General features: G+C 63.1%; 13 protein-coding genes. 5 read left to right on the forward strand and 8 right to left on the reverse strand.

Going from position 1 to position 12632, the window contains the following annotated elements; genetic code table 11:
• Positions 1 to 19 precede the first annotated feature (19 nt).
• Positions 20 to 1210 (reverse strand): NAD(P)/FAD-dependent oxidoreductase, encoded by a 1191-nt coding sequence (locus LOY45_RS16295; protein WP_115087605.1) that lies wholly within the window; start codon positions 1208 to 1210, stop codon positions 20 to 22.
• 270 nt (positions 1211 to 1480) lie between these two features.
• Between LOY45_RS16295 and LOY45_RS16300 the strand changes: the two genes are divergently transcribed.
• Positions 1481 to 1900 (forward strand): RDD family protein, encoded by a 420-nt coding sequence (locus LOY45_RS16300; protein WP_258578013.1) that lies wholly within the window; start codon positions 1481 to 1483, stop codon positions 1898 to 1900.
• A gap of 1 nt (position 1901) precedes the next feature.
• Here LOY45_RS16300 and LOY45_RS16305 read toward each other — a convergent pair whose 3' ends face one another.
• Positions 1902 to 2297 carry a hypothetical protein gene (locus LOY45_RS16305; RefSeq protein WP_115087603.1) on the reverse strand — a complete coding sequence of 132 codons (396 nt, stop codon included), beginning with the start codon at positions 2295 to 2297 and terminating at the stop codon, positions 1902 to 1904.
• Between the two features lie 138 nt (positions 2298 to 2435).
• Between LOY45_RS16305 and LOY45_RS16310 the strand changes: the two genes are divergently transcribed.
• Positions 2436 to 4265, forward strand: a complete 1830-nt coding sequence (locus tag LOY45_RS16310) for an SLC13 family permease (RefSeq protein WP_134062852.1) — start codon at positions 2436 to 2438, stop codon at positions 4263 to 4265.
• Here the strand turns inward: LOY45_RS16310 and LOY45_RS16315 are convergent.
• Both LOY45_RS16315 and LOY45_RS16320 read right to left on the reverse strand, forming a co-directional pair.
• On the reverse strand, positions 4237 to 4944 hold the full coding sequence (locus LOY45_RS16315; RefSeq protein ID WP_115087601.1) for a DUF3313 domain-containing protein: 708 nt from the start codon (positions 4942 to 4944) through the stop codon (positions 4237 to 4239). The two genes, LOY45_RS16310 and LOY45_RS16315, sit on opposite strands and share 29 nt — an antisense overlap.
• 2 nt (positions 4945 to 4946) lie before the next feature.
• Entirely contained in the window at positions 4947 to 5258 is a 312-nt protein-coding gene (locus tag LOY45_RS16320; protein ID WP_134062854.1) for a hypothetical protein, read from the reverse strand.
• Positions 5259 to 5380: 122 nt separating this feature from the next.
• Here LOY45_RS16320 and LOY45_RS16325 point away from each other — a divergent pair, with 122 nt between their 5' ends.
• The 3 genes from LOY45_RS16325 to LOY45_RS16335 are packed head-to-tail and all read left to right on the forward strand — an operon-like array spanning position 5381 to position 7883.
• Positions 5381 to 6133: a response regulator gene (locus LOY45_RS16325; protein WP_420832695.1), complete on the forward strand. Its 753-nt coding sequence runs from the start codon at positions 5381 to 5383 to the stop codon at positions 6131 to 6133.
• Positions 6130 to 7461, forward strand: coding sequence for a sensor histidine kinase (locus LOY45_RS16330; protein ID WP_115087598.1), 1332 nt, complete (start codon positions 6130 to 6132; stop codon positions 7459 to 7461). The genes LOY45_RS16325 and LOY45_RS16330 overlap by 4 nt, the downstream gene beginning before the upstream one ends.
• The gene (locus tag LOY45_RS16335; RefSeq protein WP_258578015.1) at positions 7458 to 7883 is read left to right on the forward strand and encodes a hypothetical protein; all 426 of its coding nucleotides are present in this window, start codon (positions 7458 to 7460) and stop codon (positions 7881 to 7883) included. The genes LOY45_RS16330 and LOY45_RS16335 overlap by 4 nt, the downstream gene beginning before the upstream one ends.
• Positions 7884 to 8212: 329 nt before the next feature.
• On the opposite strand, the gene LOY45_RS16340 is transcribed toward LOY45_RS16335, so the two are convergent.
• From LOY45_RS16340 to LOY45_RS16355, 4 genes are all read right to left on the reverse strand, one after another.
• A complete protein-coding gene (locus LOY45_RS16340; RefSeq protein ID WP_115085006.1) occupies positions 8213 to 9142 on the reverse strand; it encodes an IS110 family RNA-guided transposase in 930 nt (309 codons plus the stop codon).
• 749 nt (positions 9143 to 9891) lie between these two features.
• Positions 9892 to 11157 carry a DUF4303 domain-containing protein gene (locus tag LOY45_RS16345; protein WP_258578016.1) on the reverse strand — a complete coding sequence of 422 codons (1266 nt, stop codon included), beginning with the start codon at positions 11155 to 11157 and terminating at the stop codon, positions 9892 to 9894.
• Between the two features lie 3 nt (positions 11158 to 11160).
• Positions 11161 to 11346 carry a hypothetical protein gene (locus tag LOY45_RS16350; protein ID WP_134062860.1) on the reverse strand — a complete coding sequence of 62 codons (186 nt, stop codon included), beginning with the start codon at positions 11344 to 11346 and terminating at the stop codon, positions 11161 to 11163.
• Between the two features lie 84 nt (positions 11347 to 11430).
• Positions 11431 to 12600, reverse strand: coding sequence for a PAS domain-containing sensor histidine kinase (locus tag LOY45_RS16355; RefSeq protein WP_134062862.1), 1170 nt, complete (start codon positions 12598 to 12600; stop codon positions 11431 to 11433).
• Positions 12601 to 12632: the final 32 nt, after the last annotated feature.

Raw genomic sequence — 12632 nt, forward strand, 5'->3', positions numbered from 1 at the left:
GGCTCCTCCCGTCGTCGGGTCAAAGCATTCCACGGGCCACGGCCCAATACAGGCCGCGGTTGAAACCATTGCGCAGCAGGCTGCCCAGCTTGGTCGGCGGCGTCGGCAAGACGTCGTGACGGTAGTCGTAGCACAGCGGCATGCCCGCCCCCAGGCCCATCTGCGCCGCAGCCTGGACCTTGCCGTCGTACACCGCGCAGGTGCTGCCCAGGCGGATTTCGCCGGCGATATTGTTGGCGATCACCGGTGCCTGGTTGTGGCAGGCACCGCCGGCCTTGCTGATCGGCAGGTCGACGGTGTCGCCGATCACGTAGACGCCTTCCAGGCCGTAAACCTGCAGGGTTTCGTGGTTGGTCGGCAGCCAGCCTTCGTTGTTCGGCGCGCGGGAGGCCCCGCTTTGCAGCACGGCGTCCACCGCACGGATCGGCGGTGTGGCCATGAGAATGTCGAACGGCTGCGCGTCGCCTTCTTCGGAGTAGGCGATGCGTTGCTCGGGGTCGACCTTGCTCAGGGTGAAGCCGCGCTGAAAGCGGATGTTCTTTTGCTCGAAGATGCTCGGCAGGATCTCGCCGGTGGGCCGCTGCAGGAACAAGCAGTTGCGCAACAGCTGAGCGGTGGTCGGGTAGGTGTAGATGATCTCGACCTTGTCGCGCACCCCGCGCTGGCGCAGGTAGTCATCGAGCATCAGGGTGGTTTCCACCGGGGCGATGCCGCACTGGTGCGGCACGTTGGGGGTTTGCGGAAAGGACACGGTGATGAAGATCCGCCCCTTGTCGATGCTCGCCAGGCGCCGTGCCAGTTGCCGCGCCGCTTCGTACTGGTAGAAGTGATCGCCCGCCTGTTGCAGGCCCTCGATGCGCTCGGGGGCAGGCACGCAGCCGGTGGCGATTACCAGGAAGTCATAGCCGTAGCACCGGCCCGAGCGGGTGTGCAGGGCCTGTCCGGTAAAGTCGAAGCGGGTGACTTCCTGCACCTGGAAGTCGATTTCCGGGCGCAGCAATGACCGCTGCGGGCGCTTCAGCTCTTCCTGGAAGAACTGATTGAAGGCCACGTACATGAACGCGGGTTTGTAGTAGTGATCGGGGGAATTGGACAGCAGGGTAATGCGCACCTGCTCGCGGAGCACTTCCGGGTAGAGTTTGCTCACCAGTTGATTGGCCAGCATCGTACCGCCGACGCCGCCGCCCACAATGACAATATGCCTGGCCATTGAGTCGCATCCTTGCTGTGGAGCCAATGCCCATGGTTCAAGCACTGGCGACAATAAGCAAATACTCCTTGGCTATAAGTATTAATCCGTTGGCGCAAGAAGTGTGAGCGTATCAGGGGCTGCTCTGCAGCCCATCGCCGGCAACGCCGGCTCCCACAATGGGTTGGCATACATAGATCCCGTGGGAGCTGGCCTTACCAATCCAGGCCGTGCTTTACAGCGGCAAGAATGCGACCATCGCCCCACCTCGCAAGGATCAGCGCAACCACCATGCACGTCTCCCGTACCACCCTGATCATCCGCCGCATCGGCGCCTGGCTGCTCGATACCCTGCTCGCCCTCGGCGCCTGGTTCGCGCTGGCCGTGGTGGGCTATGGCCGCGGCGAAGACGGCATGCTGCTGATGCAGTTGCTGTACTTCCCGCTGTTCGAGTACCTGATGCGCGGGCAAACACCGGGCAAGGTGGTGTTCCGGCTCTCCGTGATCAACCGCGCCGGCCAGCCGCCGAGCCTGCTGCAGGCGCTGGTGCGCGGCATCTCCCGGCCGTTCGAGGCCGCCTTTGGCCTGATCGTCATCTGGCTGTGCGCCGAGTCGCGCCATTGCCAGCGGCCCGGCGACTGGCTGGCGCGCACCTATGTGATCGACAGCCGCGACCTCAAGGTGCTGCGCCAGCAATTGAACGAGGCCTGAGCTACAGCTCCTCGTCGGCCTCTGCAGCGTCCATCGCGCGCTTGTTGCCAAAGCCGATGGCCAGGCCGATCGCGCCGGCCAGGTACAGCCCGGCCAGGCACAGGATCACCGAGGGCTCGACGCCGAAGATCATCTGCGAGATACCCGCTATCACCAACACCAGCAGGCCGCCGAATACATTGGTGTCGATGTTGTGGTGATTGAGCAGGAACGTGCCCAGCAACGCCAGGGCCACCAGGCTGAAGCAAATGGCGATGTAGGAGTAGGCCTTGAAATCCCAGATCAGAAAGACATTGATCTTCGAGGTGTAGTCGATGATGTAGCCGATCAGCGTGATGCAGCCGATCAAACCGAAGGCCAGGGCGGTGCCCTTCCAGTTGCTGGTGTTCGGGTCCAAAACATTCTTCCTTGATTGATCAAAAACGGCGGCAACTCTACCACCGATCAGCACTGATGCCGCACCCGCTGCAGCACATCAACAAACGCGCGACGAATTTCTGCCAGACTTGCAGCCTTCACCGATCAGGATGACTGCATGAATCACGAACTGCTCTGGGTACTCGGCCTGCTGTTCACCGCCGTGGCCCTGTTCATCGCCAACCGGCCACGCATGGACGTGGTCGCCCTGCTGGTGATCGTCGCCCTGCCGCTGCTGGGCATCATCAGTGTGCAGGAAGCCCTGGCCGGTTTCAGCGACCCCAACGTGGTGCTGATCGCCGCCCTGTTCGTGATCGGCGAAGGCCTGGTGCGCACCGGCATCGCCTACCGGATTGGCGAGTGGATGGCCGACCGCGCCGGCAACAGTGAAGCGCGGCTGATCGTGTTGCTGATGGTCTGCGTGGCCGGGCTGGGTTCGGTGATGAGTTCCACCGGGGTGGTGGCGATCTTCATTCCGGTGGTGCTGAGCATTGCCGCACGGATGAAGGTCTCGCCCAGCCGCCTGATGATGCCGCTGGCCTTCGCCGGGCTGATCAGCGGCATGCTCAGCCTGGTGGCAACACCGCCCAACGTGGTGGTGCACAGCGAGCTGGTGCGTCATGGCGAAAGCGGTTTCAGCTTCTTCAGCTTTACCCCGTTCGGCCTGGTGGTGCTGTTGCTTGGCGTTGGCTACATGCTGCTGACCCGCCACTGGCTCGGCGGCGAGGTGCGCAAGGACGGCAGCGCGCAAACCCGGCGTACCCTGCTCGACCTGATCATCGACTACAAGCTCGCCGGCCGCGAACGGCGCCTGCGCGTGCGCCCGGGCTCGCCGTTGATCGGCCATAGCCTCAGCGAGCTGAAACTGCGCACCGAACACGGCGCCAGCGTGGTCGGCATCGAGCGCCAGCACAAGTTCACCACCCGCGTACTCAGCCCCGATTCGAGCACGACGGTGCACGAAGGCGATGTGCTGCTGCTTGACCTGTTCGCGCCCAAGGACGACCTGCGCAGCCTGTGCCAGAACATGCAGCTGGAGCCATTGCACTTCAAGGCCGCCTACTTCATCGACCAGTCACAGGAAGTGGGCATGGCCGAAGTGGCGGTGCCGCCTGGCTCGCAGCTGATCGGCAAGACCCTGCTGGAGCTGACCTTCCGCAGCCGCTGGGGCCTCAACGTGGTCGGCCTGCGCCGCGACCAGAACGCCATCGAAGAGCAATTGGTGGAAGAAAAACTCAAGCTCGGCGACACCTTGCTGGTGATCGGCACCTGGAAAGCCATTCGCCAGTTGCAGACCCAGCCACGGGACTTCCTGGTATTGAGCCTGCCGGCAGAAATCGACAATGTCGCCCCAGCGGGCAATCGCGCGCCCTACGCGCTGATCAGCCTGGCGGTGATGGTCGGCTTGATGGTCAGCGGCGTGGTACCCAACGTGATTGCCGCGCTGATCGGCTGCCTGCTGATGGGCGCCGGGCGCTGCATCGACATGAACAGCGCCTACCGGGCCATCCACTGGCAAAGCCTGGTGCTGATTGTCGGCATGCTGCCCTTCGCCCTGGCCCTGCAGAAAACCGGCGGCATCGCCCTGGCCGTGCACGGCCTGGTGCAGATGCTTGGCAGTGCCGGGCCCTATGTGATTCTCGCCAGCCTGTTCGCCATCACCGCAATCATCGGCCTGTTCATCTCCAACACCGCCACCGCGGTGCTGATGGCGCCGGTGGCAGTGACCACCGCCGAGCAACTGGGTGCCTCGCCCTACCCCTTTGCGATGATCGTCGCCCTGGCGGCTTCGGCGGCGTTCATGACCCCGGTGTCGTCGCCGGTCAACACCCTGGTACTCGGCCCCGGCCAGTATCGCTTCGGCGATTTCGTCAAGGTCGGGGTGCCGTTCACCCTGCTGGTAATGGTGGTCAGCGTGGTCATGGTGCCGTGGTTTTTTGCCCTGTGACGGCGCTGCGTTTTTGCTCCTGGAGCGTCTCGGCGGCCACGCGCCAGTCCCGCGCCCAGGCATCGAGCACCACCTTGAGGTTGTCGGCGCTCATCACCTGATTGTCGTTCTCCAGCGGCAGGCCGGTACCCTTGCGCACCACCTCGGCGACCACCGCGCGGCTGCCGCCATCGAGGAACGCCGCCTCGGTGGCGATCACGCTGTCGAGGTCGCGGATACCGACGGCACTGCTGACCCCGGCGGCCACCAAGGTCACCGGCAGGTATTCATAGAAGTGCAGCGCCTGGGTATGGGCGCCCACCGAGGTGATCGCCGGGCGCACGATCAAGGTGTGCGGGCCGGGCTGCTCGACCAGGTTGAGGACCTTGCCCAGTTCACGCTTGAGGGCCGTATCGTAATAGGTGGTCACCGCTTTGAGGGTGGTCTCGGGGATTCGCGTGCTGGCCTTGGGCATCGGGTAGAACTGGCTGGGGGCGATGTACACCTGGCTGTAGCGTTCCATGCGCAGCTTGGGGCTGACCCAGCGCAGCACGGTGTCGCCGGAGGCGGTCTTGTGTTCGCTCAACTGGTCATAATTGCGCAGAAAGCCCGAGTACTCCTTGGGGTTGACCTTGTTCTGGCTGCAACCGGCCAGCAGCAGCGAGGCACTCAAAAGCGGTACGATCAATTGCTTGCGCATGCTCAGCCTCCAAAGCCGTCGTTGGCCGGGCTTGGCGTGCTGGTGGAACGGTCCACGTGCAGCTCGCCCTGGCTCATGATCCAGTGCACCAGTTCACCCAGGGGAATCTTGTAGCTGTACTCCATCCACTGGTTGCTGGTGGGGCTGTAACGCTCGAAATAGTGGCTGAGGACCATGTGCCTGCCGTCGCTGGACAAACCCAGGCGCGAGTCCTGGTAGCTGAGCAGCGCATTGCGCCACAGCTCCTGGGTACGCAGGTCGAGGGTCAGCGACTGGCTGCTGTCGAAGCCGTTGGTCGGGTGTGTGGCCGGCATCTGGAAAACTCCCTTGAGTGAACTGGCCACAGCGTGCCCCAGGGCTTTTGCTGGCTGATGTCCGCTTTGTGTCGGCGCTGCAGGAATGTTGCGAGATTGAAATAAATGACCAGCAGCGCAGAATGGTTTTAGATACGCACTTTTCACGGCCCGTGGACCACAACGTGAGCAGACTGCTGATCGTCGATGACGACATGGAAATTTGTGCCCTGCTGAAGAAGTTCTTTGTCCGCCACGGCTATGAAGTCGACCTGGCCGGCAACGGCGAGGCCATGTGGACGGCCATCGAACAGCAGCGCCCGGACATCATCATCCTCGACCTGATGCTGCCCGGCGAAGGCGGGCTGAGCCTGTGCCAGAAGCTGCGGGCCAACACCGGTATCCCGATCATCATGCTCACCGCCATGGACGAGCTCAGCGACCGCATCGTCGGCCTGGAGCTGGGCGCCGACGACTACCTGGGCAAGCCCTTCGATGCCCGCGAACTGCTCGCCCGCCTGCGTGCGGTACAGCGCCGGGCCGGTGAGCAGCTGCGGCCGAGCCAGGAAGAAACCCGCCCGCTGATTCACTTCGACCACTGGCAACTGGACGTCACCCGGCGCGAGCTGCGCACCCCCGAAGGGGTCATGGTGCCGCTGTCGGCCGGCGAGTTCGACCTGCTGCTGGTGTTCCTCGAACACCCGCAGCGCATCCTCACCCGCGAGCAGCTGATCGACCTGGCCCGCGGCCAGGGCCACGAAGCCTTCGACCGCAGCATCGACGTGCAGGTCAGCCGCCTGCGGCGCAAGATCGAGCCCGACAGCAAGCGCCCGGAGCTGATCCGCACGGTGCGCAATGGCGGTTACCTGTTCAGCGCCAAGGTCAGCCGCTCGTGATCCGCCTCGACCTGCGCCGCGACAGCATCAGCCGGCGCATTGCCCTGACCATCATCGCGGCGATGCTGACCTCGGTGGCGCTCAATGTGCTGTTCGTGCAGATGGCCGGGGTCTGGGCGCGCCCGCCGTTGACCCAGACCGGCCTGCTCGAACAGATCGCCGTGACCACCCGTACCCTCGAAGCCGCGCCGCCCGAGCTGCGCCCGACGCTGGCACGGGCAGCCAGCAACCCGTTGCTGGAGGTGCAGTGGAGCCGCCAGCGCGCCGACCTGCAACTGCCCGGGCCAGGGGCACGGATTACCCTGGAGGAAGCCCCGCCGCTGCAGCGCCTGCTGGCCGACAGCCCGCGACAGCTGGAGGGCTTCCAGCCCAGCGACTGGCCGGCGGACAGCCCCGATGCCCATTACAAACTGGTCATGCAGATCAACGACGGCAGTTGGCTGGCTTTCACCCCGCCGTACCGCAGCTGGGGCCTGAGTTCGGCCATGCGCTTTACCATCATCGGCGTGCTGGCGCTGGTTGCCGCGCTGCTGGTGGCCTGGGTCGGCACCCGTCAGCTGGCTGGCCCGCTGCAGCGCTTCGCTCGTGCGGCGCGGCGCTTTGGCAGTGATTTTCGTGCGCCGCCCATTGGCCTTGAAGGCCCGCATGAATGGCGCCAGGCGATCACTGCCTTCAACACCATGCAGGCGCAGATCCAGCATTTTGTGGCCGAGCGCACGCAGATGCTCGCGGCCATTTCCCACGATTTGCGCGCCCCCTTGACGCGCATGCGCCTGCGCGGCGAGTTCATCGACGACCCGGAGCAACAACGCAAGCTGTTCCGTGACGTCGATGAAATGCAGAGCATGATCACCGCCGCACTGGGCTTCTTCCGTGACGAAACCCGGCTGGAGGAAACCACCCCGTTCGACCTTGCCGAACTGCTGCAAACCCTGGTCGACGACTATCGCGATCAGCAGATCAATGTAGCCTTCGAAGGACCGGCCAACCTGGTCTTCAACGGTCGGCCCCTGGGATTGAAACGCGCCGTGACCAACCTGCTGGAGAATGCCCTGAAGTATGCACGCGAGCCTGAGGTACAGTTGAGCAGCAGCGCCCACAACATCGTTATCGAAATCAGTGACCGCGGCCCGGGAATTCCCGAAGCGTCGCTGGACCAGGTGTTCATGCCGTTCTTTCGCCTGGAGTCCTCGCGCAACCGCGATACCGGTGGTGTTGGCCTGGGGCTGTCGTCGGCGCGCTCGGCGGTTCGCGAACAGGGGGGTGAGCTGCTGCTGAGCAACCGCCAGGGCGGCGGCCTGGTGGCGCGTATCGAGTTGCCACGGTGATCAAATGGCGCCCGCGACGGCTTGAGCCACGAGACCTGGGGCTGGCCCTCTACCTGCTCAGCCTGGTGCTACCCGCAGTGCACAGCGAGGAGCACAACTGGCTGCACGAGGTATACAGCCAAACCACCAACTCCGGTTTGCTGGCCTCCATCCTGGGCTTGCCGGTCATGCTGTTCGGCTACTTCGCCTGGCTGGCGAACCCATTGTTCCTGGCGGCGTACCGGACCCGCAGCGCCAGACGCAGGCTGATCTATGCCCTGCTGGCCTTGCTGGCCGGGTTGTCGGTGCAGTGGCAATTGGTGAGTTTGTATGACGAGGACGGTCAGTTCACCGTTACCGGATACACCTATGGGTATTACGTCTGGTTGCTGTCCTTTGTATGGTTGGGTGTTTGCGGCGCCAGGCGAGCAGGCGCCAGCTGATGAGTCGACTGGGCGGGCCTCATCGCTGGCAAGCCAGCTCCCACAGTGATCTGTGTACGCCGGACTTGTGGGAGCTGGCCTTGCCAGGGATCGTAATCCAGACGCCACCTGATGTGCTGGCTGTATCGGCCTCATCGCTGGCAAAGCCAGCTCCCACAATAGATCTGCATGCACCGAACCTGTGGGAGCTGGACTTGCCAGCGATCGAGCGCGAAGCGGTCGCAACCCAGACACCACCTTATGTGCCGGCTGCACTGGCCTCATCGCTGGCAAAGCCAGCTCCCACAATAGATCTGCATGCACCGAACCTGTGGGAGCAACTGTCTTGATCAGGCTGTTTGCTCTCGCCAAGGGGTATTGTCCCGCAGCATTGCATTCAGCCTGACGATCAGCACCCGCATGCAAGCTACGAGTGCCACCTTGGCGCACTTGCCACGTGCCCGAAGTGCTTCGTAGCGTGCTTTAAATTCTGTGTTGTGACGGATGATGATCCAGCTCGACATGTACAGCACTCGCCTTACATGGGCCCGACCACCCCATATCTGGCGGTGCCCTCGATGGCTACCACTATCGTTGTTGTAAGGCGCTACGCCCACCAGAGCGGCGATCTGACGGCGGTCCAACTGCCCCAGTTCAGGCAGTGAGGCGAGCAGATTTGCGGCGGTTACTCGACCGATTCCGGTCACTGCCAATAACTGACGCGCCCTGGTATCGTCCAGTTGCACCATCGCCTGATCAATTTCTTCGTCGAGGCGTTTGATCAGCACTTTCAGCTGCTCTATATGCTCATCGAAGTGGGCCATCACTGTCGCCGAGCGACATTGCTGGCGACGCCGCTTGTCGTCATCACGGCTCTGCACAAATTGGGCGCGCTGCTTCACCAGCTCTCGCAGCTCTTCGCGTTCAGGGCTGACCGGTTGGCCTTGAGGGGCGCTGAGGTGTGCAGCGAAGTCCGCAAGGACTTCGGCGTCGATCTTGTCGGTTTTGGCTTTTTTACCCATGGCATCGGCGAATTTTCGGGCACGGGCTGGGTTGATGCAGATGGTTTCCAGTCCTGCTGAGGCCAGGGCGATCAACACATCTTTCTCGTAGCCGCCTGTCGCTTCGATCAGCACTCGACTGATATTGAAGTCCTTCAGACGCTCAAGCAACGCCTCGAAGCCTGCGGAGTTGTTGGCCACTTCGAAGCGGATTTTCTGAGGTTTGATGCAGATTTCCAAAGTGGCTTTGGCAGTGTCGATTCCAACAGAAGACAACATGGCTGAACCCTCTTACACTCAGTTGTGAGAGCGCTCTGGCTTGGCCCACGCTTGTGATTCGAGAGGCGCTCAATCAACTGTTCGGGCTCGGGCCAGAGTGGAGAGGTGAATGGCAGCTTTGCTCCCACACGTGCTTTAAGCACTACTGGCGTACAGCTTGCCATTCACCGCTCTCACTTCTGATTCTATTCCTACCTCAAGACACAAGCTGGACTTGCCAGCGATCGAGCGCGAAGCGGTCGTAAACCAGACACCACCTTATGTGCCAGCTGCACTGGCCTCATCGCTGGCAAAGCCAGCTCCCACAATAGATCTGCATGCACCGAACCTGTGGGAGCTGGACTTGCCAGCGATCGAGCGCGAGGCGGTCGTAAACCAGACACCACCTTATGTGCCGCCTGCACTGGCCTCATCGCTGGCAAAGCCAGCTCCCACAATAGATCTGCATGCACCGAACCTGTGGGAGCTGGACTTGCCAGCGATCGAGCGCGAAGCGGTCGTAAACCAGACACCACCTTATGTGCCGGCTGCACTGGCCTCATCGCTGGCAAAGCCAGCTCCCACAATAGATCTGCATGCACCGAACCTGTGGGAGCTGGACTTGCCAGCGATCGAGCGCGAAGCGGTCGTAAACCAGACACCACCTTATGTGCCGGCTGCACTGGCCTCATCGCGGGTCAAGCCAGCTCCCACAGTGGAGCTGTGTCCGCTGGACCAGTGGCTGCCAAGACAAAGGCCGGTTGCTCGCCTCAGCGTTGCAGCGACTCCAGGGTCAAGCCAGCCAGGTAGGCCACCTTCGGGTCAGCATCATTGAGGCATTCGCGTAGCGCGGCCAGGGCCGGGGCCAGTTTGCGCTTGCCCAGCCGACGGTTGTCGAGCACGCAGGCGGCATGGCGGCGAATGGCGACATGCTCAGACGCCAGGCCGCGCACTGCTTCCTCGATGTCGCCGTTGCTGAGGGTGCAAAAACTGGAGCCCGGTTTGATCGTCTCCTCGGCGTCCGCTGCGCACTGCGGATAACGCTGCAACAGGGTTTCAAGCGGACGGTAATCCAGTACCCCTGGCTGCGCACCCTGATCGCGAAACGCCCTGAGACTGGCGCAGCAGCCAACCACCGAAAAGCCCGCCAGCTGGGTATCTGCCGCCTGCGCCAGCAACCAGTCAAAATCGCCCAGATAACCCAACGCGTTGGCACTCCACCTGCGCGTGCTCGGCTCTGTGCCGTTGACCACTTGCAGACGCAACGCTTCGATTGCCGCCGCCTCGGCCACCCCGGCAAGGCCCAGGATCATCGCCGCCCGCCAGCGCTCCGGGCCCTTCTGCAGCAGGTGCACCAACGCAGCCGTTGCACTGGCGCCACGGGCAATCAGCCAGCGGCTGGCCTCCTCGCCGTCAATAGGCTGAGGACGCGAGAGGCAGCTCAGGTAGTAGTTCACCTGCTGGTCGTCTGCCAGCGCGGCAACGCGCCGGCGCTCCTGCTCGGTGGCATCCTGCTCGGGGAAATGGTGCAGGAACTGACGTGGCGACAGGCTTCTGGCCGCCAGCTCCGGCCCGCCGTATTCATCATGGAAAAACACAATGAAGTCCTTGGCCACCCGTGGATCTTTAGCGTAAATGCGGTTCAGGGCCTTGGCGGCGCGCGCCACCGTCCTCAGAAAGCGCTGCTCGGTCGCCGCCCAGGCATCCGGCCCGGCACGATTGGCATAAGCTTGCAGCGGCGCCTCCAGGGCACTGAGGGCAGCGTTGGCGTAATCGTCCAGCAACCAGTCCCAACGCCAGTCCACCGGGTTCCACTGCACGCCCCAGAAGCCTTCCTGCTTGCGCCGGGGATGATCCTCATCCAGCGCCGCCAGGCTGTTGGCCGCAAACGACGGCAGGTCGATGACCCGTTCCTCTTCACGGTAGCTGGCATGAAAGGCCGCGCCATACAGCGGCCCGACACCGTCGTCGAGCAGCGCCTCAAGGGTGGCCCGTGCCGAGTCGACCAGGCTGTTTTCCAGGGTTTTCCAGTCCATGCTTCAGCGCACCACCCGCGCCGCTCGTTGCGGGCGCAGAAAATAGCCCATGAAAAACGCGATCATCACCAGCATCGCGCCCAGGTCGGTGTTGCCGCCAGGCCCGACGAACTGGAACAGCCCGGTGCCCATGACAATGCCAGAGGTGATGCACAGGACAAACCACACGGCTTTCTTGAGAAACTTCACGATCGACATCCCTGCCCGAAAAAACAAAAGCCCGACCGAGGTCAGGCTTGAAGGCGGCCAACTTGGCCCAGATGCGGGCGCCTGTCAACTTCGCGGAAACGTCACGGTAAAGGTGGTGCCCGCCTGCGCGGATGAACTGACCACCACCTCGCCACCATGGGCACGGACGATCTCGCGCACGATGAACAACCCCAATCCGACGCTGCGCAGCTCGGCATTGTCATGGCTGCCGCGGATCATCGGCTCGAACAGGTTATCCAGCAGCTCCGGCGGAATCGGCGTGCCGTGGTTGTGCACCGACAGCAACACCCGGTCGTCCTCGAAGCTCGAACTGACACTGACCTCGCTGCCCGGCGCGCCGTAGGCCATGGCGTTGGCCACCAGGTTGCCGACCAACTGGTAGAGCCGATCACTGTCGGCGATGAACTCGCCGTCACCCAGCGCCTGATGAATCAGCCGATGGCCGGGAAACACCAGGCGTAGTTCTTCCAGGCACTGGCCGATCAGCGCGTGCAGGCGCACGGGCTGCACGCTCACGGCGATACCGCGCCCGACCTGCACCAGGGTGAAATCGAGCAAATCAGCCACCAACCGTTGCGCCCGGTCCGCCGAATGGGTGATATGGCCCAGCACCTGGGTCTGCTTGGCATCCAGCAGGCCACGCCCGAGCAGGTCTGCCGCCATCTTGATCGCCGCCAGGGGGTTGCGCAGGTCGTGGCTGACGATGCCGACCATTTGCTCGGCAAACAACGCGCGGTTCTCGGTCGCGGCATGAATGACGCGCAACTTGCCCTGGGCGATGTCCAGGGCACGCCGGGTTTTCAGGTGTTTGGCCAGGTGCTGTTCGGCAAGCATGCGCGCGTTGAGCAGCGCCCGCTCGTAGCGCGGGCGGCCTTCGGCCCTGAACAGCGCCAGTTCGTGAAAGACGCCACTGTCGTGCTCGCAACTGATGGCGCTGAGCATCATCGGCAAGGTGTAGCCATCATGGTGCATCAGGTCGAATTTGACATCGACCACCGAGCCCTGGATTTGCAGCAACGGCAGCCAGTAGGCCTGGTGAAAGGTGCGCGCATCCAGGCTCATCAGGCTTTGAATGGGGCGGCCCAGCAGTTCGTCGCGGTGATAGCCGATCCAGCGGCAGAAGGTCAGGTTGACCCGCTCGATCTGACCGTTTTCGGCGGTCAGCAATAAACCGCAATCAGCATCGTCGAAGAGGATCTGCGACGCAGGGAGCGGCTCATTCTCTGCAGGCATGGCGGCACCGACCCGGGGCGGGATGTGGTTGG

The sequence above is a fragment of the Pseudomonas wadenswilerensis genome, from assembly GCF_024749185.1.
In the GTDB taxonomy this organism is placed as follows: domain Bacteria; phylum Pseudomonadota; class Gammaproteobacteria; order Pseudomonadales; family Pseudomonadaceae; genus Aquipseudomonas; species Aquipseudomonas wadenswilerensis.